Here is a 26,347-nt window from a genome sequence, read left to right on the forward strand (position 1 = left end):
AGGTGTAATACATTGTTTACTCAACATCTTTCACCTATATCACAAACCCTAGTAATAAGCCTGTCAGGATCAGGACTGGCGCAGGTATACGGGTAAACATCAGCAGGGCAAACGTAATAACCACTATACCGAAGTTGAGCAGCGTGTTATCGATCGGGTGGTAGAGCATGATGGCGGCTGCTACTACCATGCCGGAACTGACGGCACTTATACCTTCCAGCGAAGCCCGAACGACCCGGTACTTTTTAAGCCCGTCCCAAAACCGGATAACAAAGAAGATGAGGAAGGTGCCAGGTAGGAAAATACCCACTGTAGCCACAAACGAGCCTAAAAACTGACCGGCTATACCATACTCGCGCATGGCCAGGTTGCCTACAAAGGCGGTAAACGAAAAGGTCGGCCCCGGCAGTGCCTGCGCAATGGCGTAACCCGACAAAAACTCTTCTCCGGTCAGATAGCCTTTAAACTGCACAAACTCGGTATACATCAGCGGTACCAGTACCTGTCCGCCGCCAAAAACCATGCTGCCGTTACGGTAGAAGTTCTCAAATAGCCTGACGGGCAACGACGAAGTCGCCCCACCCAGCGCCGCAGCAAGTATAAACACGCCTACGTACAAAAAGAAGTTGGCCCATTGGATGTCCAACTTCTTGTCCTTTTCCTGGGGGTGTTGCTTAAAGCGCAGCGCAGTCACAGCGCCACCGGAAATCAACAGCAACGGGTATACCCACGGGGACCGGAAAAAGTACGACAGTATCGCCGCAAATACCATCAGCACAACGGCTATCTTAGTGGTGACCACTTTCACGCTGATCTTCCAGGCGGCATAGGCCACAAAGCTGACCGCCATAGGCAGTACGATGCTGAGGAAATGGAGCGAGATATTATTCTCCTGCAGGTAGGAGATCACAAAGCCAGCCAGTGCCATGGTGGTAGCGGCGGGCATAATCCAGACGAGCAGGGTGAGGTAAGCCAGGTTAGGTCCGCCGATCTTAAAACCGATGGCCGTTATGGTTTGCGTGGAGGTTGGACCGGGCAGAATCTGGCAAAGCGCATTCAGTTCTATCAGTTCCTGGTCAGAGAGATAGCGTCGCTTTTCTACGAGCAACTTAAACATCATCGCGATATGCGCCTGCGGTCCCCCAAACGCGGTAAGCGCAAGTAGCAGCACGTCTTTCAGGAAGATGTAGTAGCGCAGGCTCATAACGGGTAAAAATAAAAAAAGAGAGACAGCTTCCAGCTATCCCTCTTTTTTTATTTTAATAATAAATATATAGATATAATTAATTCACTAAACAATTCACAGGTGTTTTGCCCTTTGTTCAAATCCCTATACCTTCTTAGGCTTTCTTAAGTCCCAGTTCTACCAGGCGCTCGTTCAGGTATTCGCCTGCAGTGGCATCCGGGTAGGCTTTCGGGTTCTGCTCGTCTATGCAGCTCTCCAGGCAGGTCAGATCCATTTCGGAACGCGGGTGCATGAAGAACGGAATAGAGTAGCGGGAAGTGTGCATCAGCTCACGCGGCGGGTTCACCACCCGGTGGATGGTCGACTTCAGCTTGTTATTGGTCAGGCGGGCCAGCATGTCGCCCACGTTTACCACCACCTGCTCTGGCAGGGCCGTGATCGGGATCCATTTGCCATCGCGGCGCAGCACCTGCAGACCGTCGGCGCTGGCGCCCATCAGTAGCGTGATCAGGTTGATGTCGCCGTGCTCGGCGGCACGCACTGCATCGGCTGGCACGCTGTCCGGGTTCTCGATCGGGAAGTAGTGGATCGGGCGCAAAATGCTATTGCCGTACTTCACTTTCTCATCGAAGTAAGTCTCTTCCAGGCCCAGATGAATGGCAATGGCGCGCAGCACCTGCTTGCCAGCTGCCTCCAGCTTGGTATAGGCCTCCAGGGTGGTTTCCTGAAGCTCTGGTACTTCGGCTGGCCAGATGTTGGCCGGGTATTCTGCTTTGATCGGGTCGTTGTCAGGTATACCGCTCAGTTCCTGTCCCACGTGGTAGAACTCTTTCAGGTCGCCGGTGTTGAAGCCTTTGGCCTTTTCCTTGCCCTTGCCCACATAGCCGCGCTGGCCGGCAAGCTCCGGGTTTTCGTACTTTTGCTTCACCTCATCTGGCAAGGCAAAAAACTTCTTCACGGCTGCGTATAGTCTTTCTGTCAGGTCATCGCTCAGGCCGTGGTTTTTCAGGGCGATAAAGCCAATGTTCTGATAAGCGCTTCCCAACTGCTGCACAAACCGTGCTCTGCGTCCTTCATCTCCTGATGTAAAATCAGCTAAGTCCAATGAAGGAACTTCATCAAACAAAATCTCGCTCATATAGTCTTTTTTGTATACTTTTACGTTAATATTACGTAGTGCGCAATATACAAATAAAAACAGTATATTGGCTATTTGCTAATTCAAACCCTCTCTAGATGAAAAAAACCTACTTACTCTTTGCTTCAGCCCTTATGCTGGCTTTTGCCTCCTGCGACACCACGCGTCAGATGCAGGATGATGAAACGCGCACCCCGGTAATGGCCACCACGACAGGGCCTACTCCAACGGGAGCTGTGATGAGCAAAGGCGGATTGCGTGTTTTCGCTTTCGACGATTCGCAGAAATACCCGGAGTCTCAGCTCCGACTGAATACGCCGCCCGAGAACGGTGTGGTGCAGCCTGGCCCGGTTGAGTTTGTGTACGAACTGTCTAACTTCCAGCTCACGCGCATGACGCCTCACTCCAACTCGGAGTTTATGGCCAACTCAAAAGAAGGACAGCACATCCATAACATCGTAGACAACGAGCCTTACACTGCTCATTACGAGACTTCATTCACAAAGGAGATGGAGGAAGGCGAGCACGTGGTGCTTTCATTCATTTCACGCTCTTACCACGAAAGTTTAAAGCATAGAGGTGCCTATGACCTGCGCATGGTTACCGTGGGCAGACCACAGCAGCGCATGGAGTTCGACCTGAAGGGACAGCACATGTTCTACAGCCGTCCGAAAGGCGAGTACGTGGGCAGCGACACCCGCCGCATCATGCTGGACTTCTATCTGGTGAACACTGACCTGTCGACGACTGGCAACAAGGTACGCGCCACGATCAACGGCAACGAGTTCATCCTCGACAAGTGGATGCCGCACATCATCGAAGGCCTGCCAATGGGCGAAACGACCATCAAGCTGGAGCTGATCAACAACGCCGGCGCCGTTATACCTGGTCCTTACAACACCGTAACGCGCACCATCACGCTGAAAGAAAGCTAGGATCTTCAGAAAAAGATAAAGTAAGAAAAAGCCCGCGACCATCATCGCGGGCTTTTTTTGGTATAGTTTTGGCTATATAGCTCAAAATTAATGTTTTGCTGAGCAGTGCATTGTGTGCTGCCAAAAAACGAAACCCTTTAACCGCTTCTGATAACATGAGAAAACAACTACTTGCTGCCGTTGCGGCACTAGCTCTCTTGGCTTCCTGCAAAAAAGATGATCCCGTTGTCGTCCCCACACCTGAGTTTACTATTCCGGAAGAGTTTTATACCGCATGGGAGGGAGTTGCCTTTACGGATGTAAGCCAGGCTGATGCTTATAAGTGGGACTTTGGAAATGGCGAGACATCTACATCCCGCATCCCTGATATGTTTACCTATAAAAAGCCGGGGAGCTATACTGTAAAGCTTACAACATATACCAACGGCCAGGCCAAAACGATAATAAAAGTGGTAAAAGTGGCGCAGCTATATGCCTACGAGGTAGAGCTGCGCAGTTATCTTGAAAACTATGCCTTAGAGGGCGGCGACATATCCGCTCCTTCTGAAGGCAACCCTGATGTATACCTGCAAGTGGCTACATATGAAAACAATGCAGAGCAGGTTATATACACAAGTGATACTCAGTACAACGTATCCAGAGATCAATTGCCCTTGACCTTTGCAGTAGATCGCATACCAGTTGGTGGTGAATTCAGGCATTATAATTACCCATTCTTTAGTTTCTATGATCAAAAAGAAAACAAGGCTGACAGGCTAATCGCACATAATTATGTAGGTGGGGGCAGCTCCAGGTTTCACCTTGATAAAGAAACGAAGGAGGGCCATTTTGCATACCAGCGCGGCACAGACGACTGGGGCTCGCATCTAGTAGTAAAATTTAGAGCCGAGTTGCCTTAAAAATGAAAAAGGGCTACCCAACATATGGGTAGCCCTTTTTCATTTTTTGACTAGATATGAATTACTCCTTCGGTTTATTCTGCCCGCCCTGGCCTGGGTGGGCAATGGAGTTGCGCATGTCGGTGTCGGACTGGATGTTCTGCATTTTGTAGTAGTCCATGATGCCGAGGTTGCCGTTGCGGAAGGCCGCTGAGATGGCCTGTGGAATTTCCACTTCGGCAGCAATTACGGAGGCGCGTGCTTCTTGTGCTTTGGCTTTCATTTCCTGCTCTACGGCAACGGCCATGGCGCGACGCTCCTCTGCCTTGGCCTCGGCTACTTTCAGGTCGGCGCTTGCCTGGTCAATCTGCAGTTTGGCGCCAATGTTCTCGCCCACATCAATGTCGGCAATGTCAATGGACAGGATTTCGTAGGCTGTGCCTGCGTCCAGGCCTTTCTGCAGCACCAGTTTCGAGATGATGTCCGGGTTTTCGAGTACGCTCTTGTGCGATGCAGATGAACCGATCGAGGTCACGATACCCTCGCCCACACGGGCCAGAATGGTTTCTTCACCGGCACCACCCACCAGCTGCATGATGTTGGCGCGCACCGTCACACGGGCTTTGGCGATCAGCTGAATACCGTCCTGGGCTACGGCGGCCACATTGGGCGTATTGATCACTTTCGGGTTTACAGAAGTGGTAACGGCCTCAAACACATCACGACCGGCCAGGTCGATGGCAGTGGCCTGCTTAAAAGAAAGCGGAATGTTGGCTTTGTCTGCTGAAATGAGCGCCCGGATGACGTTCGGAACATTACCGCCGGCCAGGTAGTGGGTCTCCAGCTCGGTGGTGGTCACGTCTATACCTGCTTTGGTGGCGTTGATCATAGAGTTGACGATGAGGCTCGGTGGCACCTTACGGATACGCATGAATACCAGCTCCAGCAACCCAACCTTAACGCCTGAGAAAAGAGCCGTGATCCAGAGGCTAATGGGAACAAAGTAAAGGAAAATGAACAGCAGGATGATGCCGCCCGCAATAAGGAATAAGATTGAAAAATTTTCCATTGAGTTGTTTTAGGTAATTGCTTCGACTGTGATTTTATTCGCTACTATTTTGATGATGCGCACCGGGGTGTTGGGTGGCAGAAAAGTGCCGGCTGTCTGCACTTCGTGGCGCCGCTCCTTAAAAATGGCCGTACCCTGTGGACGCAGTGCCGATACAGTTATACCTTCTTCGCCTACTTCCAGCAGGTGAGGGTTCTCTTCGTTCACCCGGCTTTTGTTACTGTCTTTGAGTGCAAACCGTGACCAGGCGTCCGACCTGAAACTATAGAAGATCGTCAGGCCACCAGCCAGCACGGATCCCGCCAACACCAGATGACCGGTTTCGGTGCCCAAAGCGGCATAGCTGATCCAGACCCCGACGGCCACCAGTAGAAAGCCCAGAATGCCCACAATGGTAAAGCCCGGCACAAAAATGAGTTCCACTACGATCAGGACAAGACCAATGACGATGAGCAGCACTACTGTAAGCCAGTCTATGAGCATAGTTTCGGAGTAGGTTTAGGTAAATATAGTAAAATAATTGTTTATTGTTGATTGTTAATTGTTGGATGCAATTTGGGTAGAAAGTTATACGTGGCCATCGCATTAGACAAAAACTAGAATGACTTTAAAGCAAAATCGCCGCTTCCCTGTCTGGGAAGCGGCGATTTTTATGTTCGAATGCCGAAAATTATTAGCAATTAGTAAGCCTTCGCGAAGTATACCCTTCGTTTCGATGGCTTGCCCGTGATCATGTCCACGCCGTCTTCTTCCGGCGTGTCGAGGGCGATGCAGCGGATCGTGGCCTTTGTCTCTTCTTTGATGCGCTCTTCTGTCTCCGGTGTGCCATCCCAGTGGGCCAGCACAAAACCGCCCTTGGTATCGATTACCTGCTTGAACTCTTCGTAGGAGTCTACTTTGGTGGTGTTCTCCTCGCGGAAGGTCAGTGCCTTGTTGTAGATGTTTTCCTGTATCTCGTCGAGCAGGGCAGGTATAAGTGTCGCCAGGCTATCGAATTGCTGGGTGCTCTTCTCTTTGGTGTCGCGGCGGGCCACTTCGGCGGTGCCGTTCTCCAGGTCGCGGGCTCCGATGGCGATGCGCACCGGCACACCTTTCAACTCCCACTCGGCAAACTTAAAGCCAGGGCGCTCGGTGTCGCGGTTGTCGAACTTCACGCTGATGCCTTTCGCCTCGAGTTCTTTCTTCAGTTGCAGTACCTTCTCGCTGATCTGGGCCAGTTGCTCGTCGCCTTTGTAAATCGGCACGATCACTACCTGGATAGGCGCCAGCTTTGGAGGGAGTACGAGGCCTTCGTCGTCGGAGTGGGCCATTACGAGTGCGCCCATCAGGCGTGTGCTCACACCCCAGGATGTACCCCACACGTGCTCCAGGCCGCCTTCTTTCGTGGCAAACTTCACATCAAAGGCCTTGGCAAAATTCTGGCCCAGGAAGTGGGAAGTACCCGCCTGCAGCGCCTTGCCGTCCTGCATCAGTCCCTCAATACAATAGGTGTTCAGCGCGCCGGCGAAGCGCTCGCTCTCTGTCTTTACACCGCGTACCACTGGCAGGGCAATATACTGCTCAGCGAAGGTGGCGTATACCTCCAGCATCTGTTCCGCTTCGGCAACGGCCTCCTCGGAAGTGGCGTGGGCCGTGTGGCCTTCCTGCCACAGGAATTCGGCGGTACGCAGGAACAGACGCGTGCGCATTTCCCAGCGCACCACGTTCGCCCACTGGTTTACCAGGATAGGCAGGTCGCGGTAGCTCTGGATCCAGCCTTTGTAAGTGTTCCAGATCACAGCTTCTGAGGTAGGACGAACAATCAGCTCCTCTTCGAGTTTAGCATTGGGGTCCACGCGAAGTTTGCCGGGCTTGTCCGGGTCGTTCTGCAGGCGGTAATGGGTTACCACGGCGCATTCCTTGGCAAAGCCTTCAGCGTTCTGCTCCTCGGCTTCAAACAGGCTCTTGGGTACGAACAGCGGGAAATAGGCGTTTTCGTGGCCGGTTGCTTTGAACATGTCGTCCAGCTGGCGTTGCATTTTTTCCCAGATAGCGTAGCCGTACGGCTTGATCACCATGCAGCCGCGCACCGCAGAATTCTCCGCCAGACCGGCTTTTTTTACCAGTTCGTTATACCATAGCGAATAGTCCTCGCTTCTTTTTGGCAGCCCTTTGCTCATATCAGAAAAAATATTTATCTTATATCAGTAATTATTAATCTTTTTGGAATGAATATTGCTTTCAGCATAGTGAAGATTTAATATCATTCTGGCTCAAAATTACGTTAATATATTATACTATTGATAAGGTTTTGCGCTATTGTGTTTATATCTTTGATATAGAAGCATTTTATCCACAGAAGGCCATGAAAAAATTAAACATATACACCGCAATAGCCCCTGTGATTGCACTTTTCGCGGTTGGTTGCAGCAGCCCGGTTGCTATGCAGTCGACGGAATATGATGATATGTATTACAGCTCATCTGACCGAACCGAATACGTGCAGCCCCAGGCGCAGGCATCCCAGCAGCAGCAATACGCCTCCGCTGAGGATAATCAGCAGGTCGCCGCTGATGACGTAACGCAAAACTACGCTGCCGACGAGTACTACGACGGGCGTACCTATCGTCCGCAGGCAACTTGGAATACTCCCAATTATGCCTATGTGGATCCTTACTGGACAAGCAGCTACGTGCACCGCGCCAGTCCTTACTATGATCCCTTCTTCTACGATCCGTTTTACAGTTCATATTATGATCCTTTCTTCTATGACCCTTTTGTGCGCAGAAGCGGTCTGAGGGTGAGCATTGGTTTGGGTATGGGCTGGGGCTCTGGCTGGAACCGCTGGGGACACCACTATGGCATGTATGATCCGTTCTGGGGTAACCGATACTGGCCATACAATAACTACTATGCCGGTTACTACCACGGGTATAATCGTGGCTACTATGGTGGAAACCGCTTCATCTACGATCGTCCGCTAGTAGTTCAGCCGCGACAAGTGCAGTACGGACCGCGCGGTGAGCGCAGTGTGGTGCCGGCAACGGGTAACCCGGAACGCGTAAGCGGACGTCCGAACCGATCTGAGGCCATCAGCAACGAGCAGCGCGCCACACAAGGTGCAGACTACGCCCGTCCGAGCAGAACAGAGCGTGCCAATGGCAATACGAACTCAAGAAGCCAGGAAATTAACGCAGGAGATAATACGGGTCGTGCTTTGCCAGCCAGACCGGCAACTACCAACCGTGGTTACGATCCGCAGAGCGGGCAGGTGAGGCCGTCGCGCCAGCAGCCGGAAGGTCAGCAGCCTGTGCAGCGCATCAACCAGTCAAGAGAAGAATACGTGTCGCCGTCTGTGCAGCCACGTCAGCGTCAGCAGCGCATACAGCAACAGCCAACACAGCGCCAGGAGAGAATACAGCAGCCTGTGCAGCGTCAGCAGATTCAGCGCTCACAGCCAAGCTACCAGCGTAGCCAGCCGGTACAGCGTTCGCAACCAAGTTATCAGCGCAGTGAGCCCGTGCAGCGTTCGCAGCCAAGCTATTCTCCACCATCCAGAAATTCTGGTGTATCAAGCCCTCCAGTGCGTTCTAACTCAAGCGGCGGTGGCCGCGGAAGTAGAGGAGGGAACTAACCACTAACCACTAATCCATGAAAGTAAATAAGATTGTTTCCGCCAGCCTGGCGCTTATGCTGGGCTGGGGCGGAACCGCCTTTGCCCAAGACGAGGTAGACGCACTGCGCTACACCCGTTACGGACTGACAGGGTCTGCACGCATCCAAGGTATAGGAGGAGCGCAGACCGCGCTCGGAGCAGATGTATCCACAATAGCTTCCAACCCAGCAGGTCTGGGCATGTTCAGACGTTCTGAATTCAGCATCACCCCGGGTCTTGGCTTCTCCACTTCTACCGGGCGTGTTGGGGGAATCTCAACGAATGACGAGCGGAACAATGTGGGCGTACCTCACATCGGCATCGTGTTTGCCGACCGCCAGTCCAACGAGGACAGCGACTGGCGCAGCGCCACTTTTGGTTTGAGCTTTACTAGGCTCAATAATTTCAATAACCGCACTTCTTACCGCAACACAGCTGGCGGGCAAGATCCAACTATAGTAGAATACTTCACCGAGCTGGCAAACCTACGTGGACGCACCGAAACCGATCTGGACAATGAGTTCGATAACGGATTCACGACCATGGAGGGACTGGCTTATGGAACCTTCCTTTTCGATTTCGACGAAGACGGCTTTGCTATACCTACTTATCGTGAAGGTGAAATCAACCAGGCGGAGGAAATTATTAGAAGGGGTTCTCAAAACCAGATTGACATAGCCGGAGGTACCAGCTACCGTGACAAAATATACCTGGGCGCTTCACTTGGCGTGATTTCCTCGGACTTCAGGCAGGAGCGGATTTTTAGAGAAACTGAAGCCAGCACCAATTCTGATTTTACCAGCTTGGAGTTGCGTGACGAGTTTAGAACACGGGGAACGGGCGTTAACCTGAAACTGGGTGTCATCGTTCGTCCATCCGATGTCATTCGCTTGGGGGCAACGATCCAGACGCCGACGCTTTATAATTTCAATGAAACCTACCAGCGCTCGATGTATTCCCAGTTTTTGCCAGGCGAAACTTACAATGCGGCAGAGCTGCCGGGCGAGTTTAGCTATAAGCTAACTACTCCTTTCCGTGCATCGGGTGGTGCGGCTTTCTTCCTGCAGAAGTACGGTTTTATTTCGGCAGACATAGAGTATGTGAACTACGCCAACATGCGTTACTCCGAAGATGACGACTTCAGCGGAAACAGCAGCTACTTCAACAGCATAAACGACCGCATTTCCAGTACCTACCAGTCAGCGCTTAACTTCAGGATAGGGGCTGAGGGACGCTACGAAGTCTTCCGTTTCAGAGCAGGCTATGCCATTACCGGCGACCCTTATCGCAATGCTGACTTCGACGGAAAAATAAACACCTTTACGCTGGGCACAGGTATACGGCTGAACAAATACTATGCTGACGTGGCCTTTACCAGCTCCACAGCAAACAGCCTGTACAGCCCGTACAATTTTAACGATCCGTCAGTGTTTGTGCCGGTGGTAGACATCGAAGACAAGCTCAACACTGTCATGCTGACGTTCGGGTATAATTTTTAAGCAAGATTTTTTTCCTGTTTTCAGAAAGGCGGCAGATTCCGAAAGGGATGCCGCTTTTTTGTTGGGCTATACCTGTGGGAGGCATGGTTTTAGCGACAGGGTATGGCAAAACCACATAATTCTGATAAATTAGCAAACTGAATGCTAACAACCCTTATACACATGCATACTAATCTTAAAACAAATTTTCTGGCTGTAGTGCTTTTATGCTTTGCTTTTGTGGCACAGGCGCAGCAGAAAAAAGAAGTGACGCTGGAGGACATCTACCGCAAGGGCACTTTCTCGGCCAAATCGGTGTACGGCGTGAACTGGATGAACGACGGTCGCTACTACAGCGGGCAGGTGGCCGACGAGAAGAACGGCGTGAACGACATTGTGCGCTACGACGTGACGACGGGCCAGGCGGTAAACACCCTTATCGAGGGCGAAGACCTGAAGCCGGAGGGCAGCGACAAGCCGATCAAGTTCGATGGCTATACCTTTAGCTCAGACGAGAAGAAGGTGCTTTTCTCGACCGAACGCGAGCAGATCTACCGCCGCTCTTCAAAGGCTGATTTCTATGTGTATGATATCGCTTCCAAAAAGCTAACCAAGCTGAGCAACGGCGGCAAGCAGCTATACGCTACCTTCTCGCCAGATGCCAAGCGCGTGGCTTTTGCCCGCGAAGGCAACATGTTTTTCGTGGACCTGAGCAACATGCAGGAGAAGCAGATCACTAATACTGGTAAGTTCAACTCCATCATCAACGGCTATGCGGACTGGGTATACGAGGAGGAATTTTCGTTTGCGCAGGGCTTCCACTGGTCACCAGATGGCTCTAAAATCGCCTTCTATACCTTCGACGAGACCAAGGTACCGGAGTTCAACATGCAGATGTGGGGCGAGCTATACCCGCAGGACTACAAGTTCAAGTACCCGAAGGCAGGCGAGGCCAACTCCATTGTGACCGTTTCGGTGTACAATGTTGGCAACGGTCAGACCGTGAAGATGGACACCGGCAACGAGACCGACATTTACATCCCGCGCGTCAAGTGGACGAACGACAGCAACCTGCTCTCGATCCAGAAGATGAACCGCTTGCAGAACACACTCGAAATCCTGCACGCTAACGCCACAACCGGCAAAGCCAACGTGGTGCTGAAGGAAACAGACAAAGCCTACATCGACATCACCGACGACCTGACTTACCTGAAAGACGGCAAGCACTTCATTCACTCTTCGGAGAAGGACGGCTTCAACCACCTGTACCTGCACAACATGAACGGCAAACTGGTGCGCCAGATCACGAAAGGCAATTGGGAGATGAGTAGCTATATCGGTTACGACGAGAAAAACGATCGCCTGTTCTACATGTCTACAGAGGTGTCGCCGCTGGAGCGCCACCTGTACAGCATCAACAGCAAAGGTAAGAAGAAGACCCGCCTGACGGAGAAAGCCGGTACGCATCGCGTGAACATGAGCAACGACTTCAAGTACTTCCTCGACTACCAGTCTGCTGCCAACGAAGTGCCAACTGTAGCGCTGCACACAGCCAACAACGGCAAACTGATTAAAGTGCTGGAGGACAACCAGGCGCTGCGCAACCGCCTGAACGAGTACAACATTGCCAAGCAGGAGTTCTTCACCATGAAGACCTCTGACGGCACGCAGCTGAACGGCTGGATGATCAAGCCAACCAACTTCGACCCGAACAAGAAATACCCGGTGCTGATGTTTGTATACGGCGGTCCAGGCTCGCAGACGGTGAACAACAGCTGGGGTGGCGCCAACTACTTGTGGTACCAGGTGCTGGCCAACAAAGGAGCCATTGTGGTGAGCGTGGATAACCGCGGTACCGGTGCCCGTGGCGCTGAGTTCAAAAAAGTGACTTATGCCAACCTGGGCAAGTACGAGATCGAAGACCAGATTGAAGCGGCCAAGTGGCTGGGCAACCAGTCGTACGTGGACAAAAACCGCATCGGCATCTGGGGACACAGCTACGGCGGCTACATGACGCTCCTCGGCCTGACCAAAGGCAACGGTGTGTTCGCAGCAGGTATATCGGTAGCTCCGGTGACCAACTGGCGCTATTACGACACGATCTATACTGAGCGCTACCTGAAGACTCCACAGGAAAATGCCTCTGGCTACGACGACAACTCCCCGCTGTTCTTTGCCGACAAACTGCAGGGCAAGCTGTTGCTCATCCACGGTACCGGCGATGACAACGTGCATTTCCAGAACGCGGTAGAGATGCAAGACGCCCTGATCAGCGCCAACAAGCAGTTCGAGAGCTTCTATTACCCGAACCGTAACCACGGCGTGGGCGGCGGCATCACCAGCCTGCACCGCTTCACCATGATGACCGATTTCCTGGAGCGCAACCTGATCAACCCGACTACTGAGAAGAACCAGTAATTGGTTTTCGACAAAAGACTGATAGGTATAGCGGGTTGCTATACCTAGGTAAAGTCCGAAACCTATACCTGAACAGAAAGGCCCGCCAGCAATGGCGGGCCTTTCTGTTTTTAGCGAGTGAAAATATAAGTGAAGCACTGGTTAAAATGAGTGACTAGCAGCGGACACTCAGCATATATCCACTAAATTTAGGATAGCTATACCTGTTCACTATGAAAAAATCATTTCCCCTGTCCCTACTGCTGATGCTGCTATGTGCTTTCCAGAGCCCGGGGCAAGACCGTGATAAAGCACTCGCCAGTCTGGTCGAAGCTGAGACACGTTTTGCAACAGCCTCTGTGGAGAAAGGTATACGAGCGGCCTTTATAGAGAACCTGGCAGATGACGCGGTTGTGTTCCTGCCTGAACCGGTAAACGGCAAAAAAGGCTATGGCAGTAGACCGGAGAGCAGCGCTAAGCTCTCTTGGTACCCCGCCTATGCTGATATTTCCAGCTCACTGGACTGGGGCTATACGACTGGGCCCTACGAGTTCAGGGCAAAGCCTGATGATGCAAACCCGGCAGGCGCTGGCTTTTACTTGTCGGTATGGAAGAAGCAGCCGGACGGGCAGTGGAAAGTGGCCATCGACCAGGGAAGCTCGTATCCGGTTGAGCTGATAAAACCGGAGGCCTACCAGCCCGCTGCAAAGACAGAAACGGGCGCGGGAACAGAGCAGGATTTGTTAGCAAGGGATTCGCAACAGGTACAGCCTTATCACGAGGAGACCTTGGTCTACCGTGCGGGACATTATCCGGTCAGGTATAAAGACCTTATCATAGAACCAGCCGCCAATATCTATTACACCACAATTGGTTCTGACATCTCATCCGCAGCGGATATGGCCTATACCTACGGCAGCTATACCCGGGGAAAAAATCATGATGCAGAGACAGGTTATTATCTGAAGGTATGGAAAGTGCTCGACGGGCAGTGGCGACTGGTGGCGCATAACCTGGTGCCAAACAGAAAGTCATAAAAGGGCATAGGCCAGCACTAAGGAGTCTGATCACCTGCTGAAAGCCGTTTGAGGTGCTGGAGGAGCTTCTGCCTTTCCTCCTCCGTAATGGGAAGTGCCGCAAGCTGATCTTGGAGAAGGTGATGCTGCTCCATAGAAAGCGGTATACGGGTCTGAATCTGCTCCAGCATGATCTGGATGAATGTGGCGATGCTGTCTGCCTGACCCGTGAAGCGGTTGAGTATGGTAAGCAGATCCCTGACAATGGCATTGCAATGCTGGTCTGGGTAGCGAATAGCATGGTCAATCTCGCTCCAGCCTTCCTCGAAGAGGGTGCGCAGCTGTATCTCGATATAATAGCGCTGTTTGTAAGGCTGGGTGCTGATGACGTAATGCAAGGCGCGGTAGCCGTTGCTGTGGGGCCTGATGTCGAAACCTGCCTCCTGATACTGTTGCACAACAGCCTTGTCCTCCTCAGGGTGTACATAGGCAATCGGAGGCCGTTTCAGTTCCCACACGTCTTGTATGAACTGCCCCGTTGTTCGCCAAGCCTCTTTGTACAGGTGTATGGCCCGCACGCCTACCAGGTCGTTGATCCAATCCATGTAGTTTAGCCCGTCAATGGAGCGCTCGGGGTATTCGTCCTTCTTCCGAATGACCTTGCGGAGCAGGTGGAGCGGGTCTTTTACCCTATACCGTAGCACATGCACTTCCCTTGCCTGCTGCAACGTGGCAATAACCTGTGCACCGATGGTATTCAGCTCCTGTTGCCGCTGCACAAAGTCGTTATAAATAGTAGCCAGCGTCTCCGGGGCTATACCTTGCGCACGCAGCCTCTCTTCCTCTACACCGAGCGCTGTCAGTATAAAGGGCACTGTGGCTTTGTCAGGTAGGTTGTGGTTGGTCATCCGAAGCGTATTGTCTTATTTGATAAAACGCTTCGGATGGGGGAAAGGGTTAAGTGCCTACAGCTTCACACAAACATTCTGCGGCTCCGTGAAGAAGCGCAGCGCCTCAAAGCCGCCCTCACGCCCCACACCGGAGTTCTTCATGCCGCCAAACGGCGTGCGCAGGTCGCGGAGGAGCCAGGTGTTGACCCAGATGATTCCGGAATGGACCTGGTGCGCGACGCGGTGTGCACGCGGCAGGTTCTGCGTCCAGATGGTGGCGGAGAGGCCGTAGTCGGTACAGTTGGCGTACTGGATCACCTCCTCTTCAGTATCAAAAGGGGTGAGCGTAACGACCGGGCCGAAGATCTCCTCGGTGTTGGTGCGGCAATTGTAGGGCAGCCCCTCGATGATGGTCGGGGCGATGAACCAGCCGTTCCGGCAGCGTCCCTCGACCTGCACCTGGTGCCCACCCGTGAGGATAGTGCCGCCCTCCTGCTTGGCCAGCTCAATGTAGGAGAGCACCTTCTGCATGTGCTGCTCCGACACGACCGCGCCCATTTTCGAGTTTTCCTCCATCGGGTCGTCCACCTGTATGGCCTTTACTTTCTCCACAAAAGCGTCGCGGAACTTCTCGTACAGAGGCCGCTCAATAAAGATGCGGGAACCGCAGAGGCAGATCTGTCCCTGATTGGCGAAAGAAGAGTGAATGGAGGTATGCAAGGCATTGTTGAAGTCGCAGTCGGAAAAGATGATGTTGGGGTTCTTGCCGCCCAGTTCCAGCGACAGTTTCTTGAACATCGGGGCCGCTACAGACGCAATAGTGCGACCCGTGGCCGTGCCGCCCGTGAATGAAATGACGGGTACTTTGGGGTGCGCCGTCATGGCAGCGCCTACTTTGTGCCCGTAACCATGTACAATGTTGAGTACGCCTGCCGGCAAACCCGCTTCTATGCAAATTTCTGACAGCATGTAAGCCGTCATGGGCGTTACTTCCGATGGCTTGGCCACCACGCAGTTGCCTGCGGCCAGGGCAGGGGCTATCTTCCAGGTGAACAGGTATAGCGGCAGGTTCCAGGGCGAAATGCAGCCCACCACCCCATGCGGATGACGCACGGTGTAGTTGAAGGCGTTGGTGCCCTCCATGTAATGCGCCTCCGAAGCGAAATGCTGGATAGCCGTGCCATAGAAGCGCATGTTGCTACTCGCCCTGGGTATGTCCACCGACTTCGCCAGCTTCAGTGGCTTGCCATTGTCAATAGACTCGGCTTCGGCCAATTTATCCATGTTCTGGTCAATCAGGTCGGCAATGCGCATTAGAATCTGACCCCGCTTCTCGGCAGGCGTGTTCGACCAGGCAGGAAAAGCCTTTAGCGCCGCCTGTACCGCCTGTCCCACGTCCTGTTCGTCAGAGTCAGGTATAAGCGAGTATACTTCGCCGATAGCAGGGTTGTAGTTGTCGATGTACTGCCCTGCCACAGGCATCACCAACTGGCCGTCGATGTAGTTATGGATGTGCTGCAAAGCTTGAGAATTAATAATAAATAATGAGTAATGAATAATTTTTAGCGCCTAAATTTCTCTAAAGTAAACCTAAGTTGCTTCAGGATAACTTTTCTGAAAGGCTCCGCTAAAATGTAAACAACCGCAAGTGACACGAAGTACTTAACTGACATCGGATACTCCACGAGTATGTCAAAATAATTGCAGACATACATTAGAGCGGCCACCAGATTCAGGCATATCAGATTGAATAGATAATCTTCCAATCTAAGTTTATAAAAGCTGGATAAGCTCAATAGGACTGCCATAAAACTGAAATTCAAGAAAACTATTACAAAGAGCGCTGCCATATAAATAATTCCTACAAGCTCCCCGTCCTACCACCGTCAACCGGCACATTAATACCGTTGATATAGGCCGCAGCCGGAGTCGCCAGAAAAGCTGCCGCAGCCGCTACTTCTTCGGGGTCGGCAAAGCGACGAGCCGGGATTTCGGACATCATCTCTTCTTCTACCTTGTCCACAGCGCTGTCGGTTTTCTTCGCCTTGTTCTCGATGATGGACTCCAGACGGCCCGTGCGGGTAGCGCCAGGGAGTACGTTGTTCACTGTGATGCCGAATTGCCCCAGCTCGTTGGCCATGGTCTTGGCCCAGCTGGCCACGGCACCGCGTATGGTATTCGATACGCCCAGGCCCTGCAAAGGCTGTTTCACGGAGGTGCTGATGATGTTGATGATGCGGCCGTATCCTGCCTTCTTCATCAGCGGAATCACCGCCTGCGCCAGGTTGTGGTTGTTGATCAGGTGCATGTTGAAAGCGCTCAGGAACTCCTCTGGCTTGGCGTTCACAATCGGTCCGCCTGCCGGTCCGCCGGTGTTGTTGACGAGGATGTGCACCTGCTCGTGTTGCTGCAGGTATACCTGTAGCTGCTGCACCAACTCATCCGGCTTACTGAAATCGGCTACCAGGTAGTCGTGTTGCTGGCCATGGCTGTCGTCTAGTTCTTTGGCTGTTTCCTGCAGCCTGGCTTCGTTGCGGGCTACCAGTGTCACGCTGGCACCGAGTTGTGCCAGTTCCAGGGCGATGGCTTTGCCTATACCTTGCGTGCTGCCGCACACAATGGCTCTTTTGTCAGTCAGGTCTAAGTTCATGCTTAAATGTACGTAAAAGGCTTTAAACTTGCACGGCAGTCTGAGTCGGAGCTATGCCTGCGCTACCATTTCTACATACTTTTTCGTACATTCAAACAATCAACCTAACCCGATAGAACTATGGCTATACAGCGCGCTTTCAATTTCAAACAGTGGATAGAGGAACACCATCACCTGCTCAAGCCACCGGTGGGCAACCAGCAGGTATACAAAGGCAACGACGATTTCATTGTGATGGTGGTGGGCGGTCCCAATGCCCGTAAAGACTATCACTACGACGAAAGCGAGGAGTTCTTCTACCAGGTGGAAGGCGACATTGTGCTGAAAATCATAGACGACGGCAAACCCGTGGATATTCCAATAAAGGAAGGGGAAATCTTCCTGCTTCCGGCAAAAGTGCCGCACTCCCCGCAGCGCCCGGCCAATACGGTGGGTTTGGTGATCGAACGCTACCGCAAAGAAGGGGAAAAGGACGGTTTCATGTGGTTCTGCGAGAACTGCGGCAACAAACTGCACGAGGACTTTACCGAAGTGGCCGACATTGTGAAGCAGTTGCCGGTGATCATGGGCAATTTCTGGGACAACGAAGACCTGCGCACCTGCAAGAAGTGCGGTGAGGTGCTGCAGCCCCCGGTGAAGCCAGCAGAGACAGCAAAATAAGCGAACGCGACCTTATGCAGCACCCAAAGCTGGTCACCAAGCGGCTGGAGCTACGAATGATCTGGCCCGCTGATGCTGCCTTCATCCTGCAGGGCCTGTCCGACAGGCGCGTGACGGAATACTATGCCGTGCACTATGACACACCGGAGGCCGTGCAGGAGCAGATGCAGTTTTACGAAGACCTTATTAAGAATGGCACTGGCGTCTGGTGGGCTTTTTCAATCAAGGGAGAAGGGCAATTGATAGGCGCCTGCGGGCTGAACGAACTGGAGGCGGAGCACCAGAAAGCCCAGATGGGTTATTGGCTGCTACCTGCCTACTGGGGCAAAGGCTACGTGCCGGAGGCGGCCCGCGCCGTCATGCAATATGCTTTCCACGAGATGCACCTCAACCGCATAGAGGCTATTGTGGAAGGAGGTAATGCCGCCTCAGAAAAAGTGCTGCAGAAGCTGGGCTTTACCTGCGAGGGCAGGCTGCGCGAGCGGGAGATGAAGAACGGCCGGTTCATCGACCTGCTTTATTACAGCGTATTGAAAAGGGAGCTGTAAGGAATTATGCTTGCCTGTAGAGCCTTGGTAAAATCTATCATAAAAAATCCGGAAAATGTGTATCTTGTTGGATTGCCTGATTTGGCCGTATACCCTATAGCCGCTTTTTCGCCCGATTACCAGCATGCAAGACCAGAAGCCTACATCGCCTATACTTACTGAAAACAATCTGTTCAAGATTGACATTCACACGCACATCCTGCCTGCTACCTGGCCCGATCTGCGGGAGCGTTATGGCTATGGTGGCTTCATCCGGCTGGAGCACCACAAGCCCTGCTGCGCCCGCATGATGATGGATGACAAGTTCTTCCGCGAGATACAGGACAACTGCTGGGATCCCAAAGTGCGCATGCACGAGTGCAGCCAACACCAAGTAGGGGTACAGGTGCTGAGCACCGTGCCGGTCATGTTCAACTACTGGGCCAAGCCCGAGCATACCTACGACCTGTCCAGGATGCTCAACGACCACATCGCAGGCATCGTAGCCGACTATCCGGACCGCTTCATAGGGCTGGGCACCATCCCCATGCAGGACCCAGAGTTAGCTATTAAAGAGCTGGAGCGCTGCATGAAAGAACTGGGAATGGCAGGTATACAGATCGGTTCGCACATCAACGACTTGAACCTGGATGCGCCCGAGCTGTTCCCGATTTTTCAGGCGGCAGAAGAGCTGGGAGCGGCTGTGTTTGTGCACCCCTGGGACATGTACGGCAAGGAGAAAATGAGCAAGTACTGGCTGCCCTGGCTTGTAGGCATGCCCGCTGAAACAAGTCTGGCGATCTGCTCCATGATATTCGGCGGCGTGTTGGAGCGGCTGCCGAAACTGCGGGTGGCTTTTGCGCACGGCGGCGGCTCTTTCCCCGCCACGATCGGCCGTATATGCCACGGCTTTGAAGTGCGCCCCGACCTGTGCGCCGTCGATAACAACGTGAACCCGCGCGAGTACTTGGGCAAATTCTACTTCGACTCCCTCGTGCACGACCCGCAGGCGCTGGATTACCTCGTGAACCTGGTTGGCGCCAACTGCATCGCCCTCGGCACCGACTACCCTTTCCCGCTCGGCGAACTCGAGCCTGGTCAGTTGATCGAATCCATGCCCTACGACCGCGCCACCAAAGACCGCATGCTGCACGGCACGGCGCTGGAGTGGCTGAATCTGGAGAAGAGTCGGTTTGTGAAAGAAGTGCCGGGTGTGGTGCGGGCAAAGGTATAGGGTGTTTGTTTTGCCATTTAGTTGTGCGAATGTAAGTCAAAGAGGGTATGAATTGAATTTCGTCGTATATTTATAAAAAGAAAAGCAATGGCAGCTATAAAAGATGATTTGCATAAACTGATTGATACCACTACTGATGAAAAGTTATTAGAGGACATTTTCATGATTCTCTCCAGCAGAAGTGATTATAAACCTAAAAGCCTGTGGAGCGGCTTAACAGATGAGCAAAAGCAGCAAACTTTGGCAAGTGAGGGTGAGATTGGTGATGAATCAGCGTGGGAATCTCATGAAGAAATGAAAACAAAGAATGCTAAATGGCTCAAATAGTCTGGAACAAGCGAGCCAGTAAACACCTGGACGAGCTGCAGCGCTATTTGCAGAACGAGTTTGGAGAAAAGACCGCGCAGACATTCACATACAGAATATTCAAGTTTCTGGAGTTACTCAGCAAGTACCCACAAATAGGAACTTTGGAAAATCCTGAAAAAGATATCAGAGGTTTTTTGCTGCACCGTCATACCACCATTCTTTATAAACAGCAAAAAGACACCATTTACATTCTCGCATTATTCGACAACAGGCAGCGCCCTGATAAGAAACGAACCGGTTAAAACCATACGCTTGCAACCCTTTAGGTAAAGGAAGGGTCATCTTGGTAAACAATCATTTTGACAAGATGAAAAACAGGATCACTACGGTACTATGCATATGCTTTTTTTTCTTCAGTACAAGCTGCAAAAAAGAGGCTGATGAACTAATAATGGAGTCTAAGCTAGCAAGCGAATGTACTTTTGATGAGCGAAAAACTGTAAGTAGATTTGACAATGAACAAGGAACAGTCACTTACTGGCAGGAGTATGATATTTACATGATAATGGTTAGTCAACCAAGCGGCAATACGCCGGTAGGATCATTGGAGCCCTGTAATTTGCCAGCGGAATTCAAAAAGGATAACCTGAAAGTTATCTTTAGTGGAGAGTTAAAGCAAACATATTCAACTGAATATAGATTAGGCTGGCCTTTAAAACTGGCGAAAATCAAGCTGGCCGAAAATTAAGGATGGCTCTTGCATTTACATGTTTAACTTTTTACCTCCGACTTTCTCCACACCCCAACTTCCTGTTCATTTTCTTATCTTGCAGGATATTAGCGCATAGCCTTTAAGGTATAGCGCCCGAATCTTACCCGCACCAGAAAAATGAACTACCAAAATACCCTTGCCTTCGCGCAGGAACAAGATAACCTCGACCCACTCAAGCATTTCAAAGACCGCTTCTACTTTCCGCAGGTGAATGGCCGCGATGCAATTTACTTCTGTGGCAACTCGCTCGGCCTGCAGCCGAAGTCGGCGCAGATGTACATCGACAACGAGATGTACAAGTGGGCGAATCTGGCGGTGGAAGGCCACTTCAAAGGCGAGGAGCCCTGGTTCAACTATCACAAACTGCTCACCAATGGCGCTGCAAGAGTCGTAGGAGCCAAGCCGCAGGAAGTCGTGATCATGAACCAGCTGACCGTGAACCTGCACCTGATGCTCGTGTCGTTTTACAGACCAGAAGGCAAGCGCATCAAAATCATCATGGAGGGTGGGGCTTTCCCGTCGGACCAGTATGCGCTGGAGACGCAGGTGAAGTTTCATGGCTATACCCCGGAGGAGGCCATCGTGGAGCTGTTTCCGAGAGAGGGCGAGCATACCCTGCGCACCGAGGACATCCTGCAAAGTATAGCGGAGCAGGGCGAGGAACTGGCGCTCGTGCTAATGGGCGGCATCAACTATTACACCGGGCAGGTATATGACATGGCGGCCATCACCGAAGCTGGCCACGAAGCGGGCGCTGTGGTAGGCTTTGACCTGGCGCATGCGGCCGGTAACGTGCCGCTGCAGCTGCACGACTGGGACGTGGATTTTGCTGTGTGGTGTACTTACAAGTACCTCAACTCCGGCCCAGGCGGCACGGCAGGAGCGTTTGTGCACGAGCGCCACGCCAACAACCCGGATCTGCCACGTTTTGCAGGCTGGTGGGGCCACGATGCGAGCGTGCGCTTCCAGATGAAAAAAGGCTTTATACCGATGCCGGGCGCCGAAGGCTGGCAGCTGAGCAACGCCCAGATCCTGCCGATGGCCGTGCACCGCGCTTCGCTGGAGCTGTTCGACGAGGCAGGTATGGAGAACCTGCGCGCCAAAAGCGAAAAGCTGACAGGATACCTCGAATACCTGATCGATGATGTGCAGGTAGGCAAAGATGTGCTGGAGATGATCACGCCGCGCGACCCGCAGGCCCGCGGCTGCCAGATATCGCTGCTGGTGAAGCAGAATGCCCGCGAGTTGTTCAACAAGCTGATGGAGGCCGGCATCATTGTAGACTTCCGGGAACCGAGTGTAATCCGGGTGGCACCGACGCCGCTTTATAACTCTTTTGAGGAGGTATACCGCTTCTCTGAGATCCTCCACGCTTGCCTGGAAGGGCATAGCTAGGCATTATTCAAGCAAAATGCTTATTTTTGTACCATGATCGTGTCTCACAGGAACGGCAACCGAATATTCTGTTTCTGTGAGACGCTATCATCGCTTTAGTATTTCTCCTGAACATGCAGCAGGCCTTCAGGTATAGTTTTAATATTTTAATTTCGGCCTATCTCGTAGTGGACTAGCCCATTCACAGGCTGTATTTTTAGTGGAAATGCTTCTGGCCAGTATCCTGCCTGCTCCCATGGTGTCGCATATACCTTAAGCAGGCTAAAAGTTTCTGCACCCAGGCCATTGAGGCATGGTAAGTGCTGTAAGTCCGGCGCGTCGAACCACTCTTTGCGAATCAGCGCGGCTTCCTTGTTCCAATCTTTTTACCTTCAAATACCCTTTTTATGGACAAAACCTATTCAAACGCCCAAATCAGTAGCTGGACAACCGACCAACTGTTACACTTTGGCGTACCTGAACAGGCTGCCACTTACATCAATCTGTTGGTGCTGATCACCATAACGGCCCTTATCGTATACCTGGTCGATTTCCTGTCCAGAAAGATATTTGTGGGCACGGCGCATAAGATCGCAGCCAAGTCCAGTACCCGCCTGGTGGAGTACATGGCGCGAAACAGGGTGATCGTATACCTGGCCCGCATCGCGCCGCTTGTGGTGGTGGAGCAGGCCATACCTGTCGTGTTTGCCGATTTCCCAACCTGGATTCCGGTCCTCAACAAATTCACCGACATATACCTGATCCTGCTGTGGATGTGGGTGGCCCGTGCGCTGCTGCGAACCTGCAAGGATTTCCTGAAAACGACCGAGACTTTCAAAGAAAAGCCGGTTGAGAGTTTCCTGCAGGTGATCACCATCTTCCTGTACTTCATAGTAGGTCTGTTTATTTTCTCTACCCTCACCGGCAAAGACGCCTGGACCTTCATCACGGCCATGGGTGCCGCCTCGGCCATTCTGATGTTGGTCTTCAAAGACACCATCATGGGTTTTGTGGCCAGCATACAGGTCTCCTCCAACGACATGGTGCGCATCGGCGACTGGGTGACCATGGAAAAATACGGCGCGGATGGGGCCGTGACCGAGATAAACCTGACAACGGTGAAGGTGCAGAACTTCGACAAGACTATTACCACCATCCCTACCTATTACCTCATCTCCGACTCGTTCAAAAACTGGCGCGGCATGCAGACCTCGGGCGGGCGCCGCATCAAGCGATCCATCTACATCAAGATATCGAGCATCCGCTACTTGTCAACCGACGAGGTTACCGAACTGAGCAAAATCCAGCTGTTGAAAAGTTACCTGGAGGAGCGCCAGAACGAAATCAACCGCTTCAACAAGGAGAATGAGATTGACAAAAGCCTGCTCATCAACGGCCGCAGCATGACCAACGTGGGCGTGTTCCGGAAGTACATCGATGCCTACATCAAGCAGCATCCGGGCACGCACAAAGACATGATCATGATGGTACGCCAGCTTGAGCCAACCACCACCGGTATGCCCATTGAGCTATACCTGTTCGCCAACAGCATTGTGTGGGTAGAGTACGAGGCGATCATGGCCGATATTTTTGACCACCTGTTGGCAGCCGTGAAGTACTTTGACCTGGAGGTATTCGAGATGCCGGCGGCGGACGATGTGCGGAGTCTGCACTTCAATACGGCTGCGTCAGCCCATGTCCGCCAGCCCCTGACAGAGCCGATGCAGAATTAAGATGCCCGCGCTTGGCAAGACACGCATCAGGAAAGAGCCGGAACAAGTATAAGAAAGAGAGCCTACTGCTAATTTCGGGGTAACCATACCTGCGTGTTAGCGTTTTTGGTATACCTTGTACGGGTTGGTCATCTAGCCAACTCCGAGCCTTTAAATCTGCTGTCTAACCATTAAGCCGCTATATGACACACCTTCCCCATTTGGTAATGGACCTGGGGCTGATACTCGGAGCAGCCGGTATCATGACATTAATATTCAAGAAGTTAAAGCAGCCGCTGGTGCTCGGCTACATCATTGCGGGTCTGCTGGTGGGGCCGCACGTAAGCTTTTTCCCGACCATTATTGAGCTGGAGAACATCAACGTATGGGCCGAGATCGGGGTGATCTTCCTGCTGTTCAGCCTGGGGCTGGAGTTCAGTTTCAAAAAGCTCGTGAAAGTCGGAGGGGCCTCTTCTATCATGGCGGGAGTGGAGGTGATCGTGATGCTCCTGCTGGGCTACCTCACGGGCAAGCTGCTGGGCTGGAGCACCATGGACAGTGTTTTTCTGGGCGGTATACTCTCCATTTCCTCCACTACTATTATCATCCGGGCCTTCGACGAGCTGGGCGTGAAATCGCAGCGCTTTGCCGGACTCGTGTTCGGGGTGCTGATCGTGGAGGACCTGGTGGCCATCCTGCTGATGGTGCTGCTCTCAACGCTGGCCGTGAGCCAGCAGTTTGCCGGCACCGAAATGCTGCTGGCCGTGCTCAAACTCGCCTTCTTTCTGGCGGTGTGGTTTCTGGCAGGCATCTTTCTTATACCTACACTCCTCAAACAGGCCAGCAAACTGATGAACGACGAGACGCTGCTGATCGTCGCCATCGCCCTCTGCTTCCTGATGGTGATCCTGGCGGCGCAGGTGGGTTTCTCGCCGGCGCTCGGGGCCTTTATCATGGGCTCCATCCTGGCCGAAACCACCAAAGCAGAGAAGATCGAGCACCTGATCATGTCCGTGAAAGACCTGTTTGGAGCCATTTTCTTTGTGTCGGTGGGCATCCTGATTAACCCGGCGATGATTGTGGAGTATGCCGGGCCGATTGCTGTAATTACAGTCGTGACGCTGGTGGGCAAGCTGGTGAGCATCAGCGGCGGCGGCCTGATAGCAGGGCAGGGACTCAAAACCTCCATCCAGTCAGGTATGAGCGTGTCGCAGATCGGGGAGTTTTCTTTCATCATTGCCACCTTGGGCCTCTCGCTCAAAGTAACCAGCGACTTCCTCTACCCGGTAGCAGTGGCAGTGTCAGCCATCACGACCTTCACCACACCTTACATGATCAGGCTGTCGGAGCCGTTCTACCAGTCGGTGGAGCGTATGCTGCCGAGGAAGTGGAAGAAGCGGCTGAACCAGTATAGCTCCGGGGCCCGGACCATCGGCACGGCCAGCGACTGGAAAATACTGCTGCGTTCCTACATGGTGAACATGGCGGTTTCCTCTGTGCTGCTGGTGGCGATTGTGCTGCTGGCAGAAAACTTCCTGTATCCTTTTATGACCGAAGAGGTCCTGCCGGGCACCTGGGGCCGCGTCGCCACGGTTAGCATTGCCTTGATCCTGATGCTGCCCTTTTTGTGGGCCATGGCCGTATACCATCCGCAGAAAGAGGCGCAGGGCCGTATCTGGGCCAACCGCAACTACCGCAGCCTAATCATCGTGCTGGAATTTACCAGGATAGGTATAGCCATTCTGGTGATCGGCTTTCTGCTCAACCGGGTGCTGTCGGTGGAGGTGGCCCTTATAGTGAGCTTGCTTATCATCGGCCTGTTGGTGCTTTTCTCCAAAAGAATTCAGAACTTCTACATTCGGATCGAGAACCGCTTCATGTCGAACCTGAACGCCCGCGAGATAGCGGCTGCCAGCAGCATGACGCATACCCTGGTGCCTTGGGATGCGCACCTGACTAGCTTTGAGGTGGCGCCAAGCGCTGTAGTGGTGGGCAAGAGCATGGGTGAGCTGCAGATACGCGAAAAATACGGCATCAATGTGGCCGTTATAGAGCGGGAAGACCGCACGATCATGGCGCCAACGCGCGACGAACGCATATTCCCGGGCGATAAAATTTACGTTTTCGGCACCGATGAGCAGCTAGCAGCTTTCGGGGATTTTGTCAACGAGGCGTCTATACCTGCTCAAAACGGCGAAACTGCCCGTGAGGAAGTCGGTTTACAGAAGGTTGTCGTGTCCTCTGATTCGATGCTGCATGGCCGCACGGTGCGTGAGTCGGGTGTGCGGGAGAAAACGAAAGGCCTGATTGTGGGTATAGAGAAGAAGGGCCGGCGCATCCTCAACCCTGACTCGGAGTTGGTGATAGAGGAGGGGGATATCGTTTGGATTGTGGGTAGCCCATGGCGCGTCAGGCAGCTGGAGGCAACCCAACAGCGGGTTTGAGAAGAGCGCCATTTTTACGATTTTAGCCTGAGAAAGAAATAAGC

General features: G+C 52.6%; 23 protein-coding genes. 15 read left to right on the forward strand and 8 right to left on the reverse strand.

Features of this window, described 5'->3' with window-relative positions; translation table 11 throughout:
- Window positions 1–34: 34 nt before the first annotated feature.
- Both chrA and B0B12_RS10595 read right to left on the reverse strand, forming a co-directional pair.
- The gene (chrA, locus tag B0B12_RS10590; protein WP_076668697.1) at window positions 35–1,204 is read right to left on the reverse strand and encodes a chromate efflux transporter; all 1,170 of its coding nucleotides are present in this window, start codon (window positions 1,202–1,204) and stop codon (window positions 35–37) included.
- A 136-nt stretch (window positions 1,205–1,340) separates the two neighbouring features.
- On the reverse strand, window positions 1,341–2,324 hold the full coding sequence (locus B0B12_RS10595; RefSeq protein WP_076668699.1) for an isopenicillin N synthase family dioxygenase: 984 nt from the start codon (window positions 2,322–2,324) through the stop codon (window positions 1,341–1,343).
- Between the two features lie 98 nt (window positions 2,325–2,422).
- On the opposite strand from B0B12_RS10595, the gene B0B12_RS10600 reads away from it, so the two are divergent.
- Entirely contained in the window at window positions 2,423–3,259 is an 837-nt protein-coding gene (locus B0B12_RS10600) for a hypothetical protein (protein WP_076668701.1), read from the forward strand.
- Between the two features lie 155 nt (window positions 3,260–3,414).
- Window positions 3,415–4,158: a PKD domain-containing protein gene (locus B0B12_RS10605; RefSeq protein WP_076668703.1), complete on the forward strand. Its 744-nt coding sequence runs from the start codon at window positions 3,415–3,417 to the stop codon at window positions 4,156–4,158.
- Window positions 4,159–4,219: 61 nt separating this feature from the next.
- Here B0B12_RS10605 and floA read toward each other — a convergent pair whose 3' ends face one another.
- The 3 genes from floA to proS form a co-directional block, all read right to left on the reverse strand.
- Window positions 4,220–5,206: a flotillin-like protein FloA gene (floA, locus tag B0B12_RS10610; RefSeq protein WP_076668705.1), complete on the reverse strand. Its 987-nt coding sequence runs from the start codon at window positions 5,204–5,206 to the stop codon at window positions 4,220–4,222.
- 9 nt (window positions 5,207–5,215) lie between these two features.
- The gene (locus B0B12_RS10615) at window positions 5,216–5,689 is read right to left on the reverse strand and encodes an NfeD family protein (RefSeq protein WP_076668707.1); all 474 of its coding nucleotides are present in this window, start codon (window positions 5,687–5,689) and stop codon (window positions 5,216–5,218) included.
- 197 nt (window positions 5,690–5,886) lie between these two features.
- A complete protein-coding gene (proS, locus tag B0B12_RS10620) occupies window positions 5,887–7,365 on the reverse strand; it encodes a proline--tRNA ligase (protein WP_076668709.1) in 1,479 nt (492 codons plus the stop codon).
- A 263-nt stretch (window positions 7,366–7,628) separates the two neighbouring features.
- On the opposite strand from proS, the gene B0B12_RS10625 reads away from it, so the two are divergent.
- The 4 genes from B0B12_RS10625 (at window position 7,629) to B0B12_RS10640 (ending at window position 13,752) form a co-directional block, all read left to right on the forward strand.
- Window positions 7,629–8,819 (forward strand): hypothetical protein, encoded by a 1,191-nt coding sequence (locus tag B0B12_RS10625; protein ID WP_244554677.1) that lies wholly within the window; start codon window positions 7,629–7,631, stop codon window positions 8,817–8,819.
- Between the two features lie 17 nt (window positions 8,820–8,836).
- The gene (locus B0B12_RS10630; RefSeq protein ID WP_076668714.1) at window positions 8,837–10,339 is read left to right on the forward strand and encodes an OmpP1/FadL family transporter; all 1,503 of its coding nucleotides are present in this window, start codon (window positions 8,837–8,839) and stop codon (window positions 10,337–10,339) included.
- 162 nt (window positions 10,340–10,501) lie between these two features.
- A complete protein-coding gene (locus tag B0B12_RS10635) occupies window positions 10,502–12,736 on the forward strand; it encodes a S9 family peptidase (RefSeq protein ID WP_076668716.1) in 2,235 nt (744 codons plus the stop codon).
- Window positions 12,737–12,948: 212 nt separating this feature from the next.
- Entirely contained in the window at window positions 12,949–13,752 is an 804-nt protein-coding gene (locus tag B0B12_RS10640) for a YybH family protein (RefSeq protein WP_076668718.1), read from the forward strand.
- A 17-nt stretch (window positions 13,753–13,769) separates the two neighbouring features.
- Here the strand turns inward: B0B12_RS10640 and B0B12_RS10645 are convergent, their stop codons facing one another.
- The 3 genes from B0B12_RS10645 to B0B12_RS10660 all read right to left on the reverse strand — a co-directional run bounded on the left by B0B12_RS10645 (window position 13,770) and on the right by B0B12_RS10660 (window position 17,271).
- On the reverse strand, window positions 13,770–14,639 hold the full coding sequence (locus tag B0B12_RS10645) for a RelA/SpoT domain-containing protein (protein ID WP_076668720.1): 870 nt from the start codon (window positions 14,637–14,639) through the stop codon (window positions 13,770–13,772).
- A 57-nt stretch (window positions 14,640–14,696) separates the two neighbouring features.
- Window positions 14,697–16,142, reverse strand: a complete 1,446-nt coding sequence (locus B0B12_RS10650) for an aldehyde dehydrogenase (RefSeq protein ID WP_076668722.1) — start codon at window positions 16,140–16,142, stop codon at window positions 14,697–14,699.
- Window positions 16,143–16,482: 340 nt separating this feature from the next.
- A complete protein-coding gene (locus B0B12_RS10660) occupies window positions 16,483–17,271 on the reverse strand; it encodes an SDR family oxidoreductase (RefSeq protein WP_076668726.1) in 789 nt (262 codons plus the stop codon).
- Window positions 17,272–17,391: 120 nt separating this feature from the next.
- On the opposite strand from B0B12_RS10660, the gene B0B12_RS10665 reads away from it, so the two are divergent.
- From B0B12_RS10665 to B0B12_RS10705, 9 genes are all read left to right on the forward strand, one after another.
- A complete protein-coding gene (locus B0B12_RS10665; protein WP_076668728.1) occupies window positions 17,392–17,931 on the forward strand; it encodes a 3-hydroxyanthranilate 3,4-dioxygenase in 540 nt (179 codons plus the stop codon).
- Window positions 17,932–17,945: 14 nt separating this feature from the next.
- Entirely contained in the window at window positions 17,946–18,479 is a 534-nt protein-coding gene (locus B0B12_RS10670) for a GNAT family N-acetyltransferase (protein WP_076668730.1), read from the forward strand.
- 124 nt (window positions 18,480–18,603) lie between these two features.
- On the forward strand, window positions 18,604–19,692 hold the full coding sequence (locus B0B12_RS10675; protein ID WP_076668732.1) for an amidohydrolase family protein: 1,089 nt from the start codon (window positions 18,604–18,606) through the stop codon (window positions 19,690–19,692).
- A gap of 87 nt (window positions 19,693–19,779) precedes the next feature.
- The gene (locus tag B0B12_RS10680) at window positions 19,780–20,019 is read left to right on the forward strand and encodes a hypothetical protein (protein ID WP_076668734.1); all 240 of its coding nucleotides are present in this window, start codon (window positions 19,780–19,782) and stop codon (window positions 20,017–20,019) included.
- On the forward strand, window positions 20,007–20,303 hold the full coding sequence (locus B0B12_RS10685; protein WP_076668736.1) for a type II toxin-antitoxin system RelE/ParE family toxin: 297 nt from the start codon (window positions 20,007–20,009) through the stop codon (window positions 20,301–20,303). The genes B0B12_RS10680 and B0B12_RS10685 overlap by 13 nt, the downstream gene beginning before the upstream one ends.
- Window positions 20,304–20,368: 65 nt before the next feature.
- Window positions 20,369–20,749, forward strand: coding sequence for a hypothetical protein (locus B0B12_RS10690; protein ID WP_076668738.1), 381 nt, complete (start codon window positions 20,369–20,371; stop codon window positions 20,747–20,749).
- A 141-nt stretch (window positions 20,750–20,890) separates the two neighbouring features.
- Complete coding sequence (gene kynU, locus B0B12_RS10695) at window positions 20,891–22,168, forward strand: kynureninase (protein WP_076668740.1); 1,278 nt, start codon at window positions 20,891–20,893, stop codon at window positions 22,166–22,168.
- Window positions 22,169–22,554: 386 nt separating this feature from the next.
- Window positions 22,555–23,880, forward strand: coding sequence for a mechanosensitive ion channel family protein (locus B0B12_RS10700; RefSeq protein ID WP_076668742.1), 1,326 nt, complete (start codon window positions 22,555–22,557; stop codon window positions 23,878–23,880).
- Window positions 23,881–24,062: 182 nt separating this feature from the next.
- On the forward strand, window positions 24,063–26,303 hold the full coding sequence (locus tag B0B12_RS10705; protein ID WP_076668744.1) for a monovalent cation:proton antiporter family protein: 2,241 nt from the start codon (window positions 24,063–24,065) through the stop codon (window positions 26,301–26,303).
- Window positions 26,304–26,347 lie beyond the last annotated feature (44 nt).

This window comes from Pontibacter indicus (genome assembly GCF_900156345.1).
GTDB lineage: Bacteria > Bacteroidota > Bacteroidia > Cytophagales > Hymenobacteraceae > Pontibacter > Pontibacter indicus.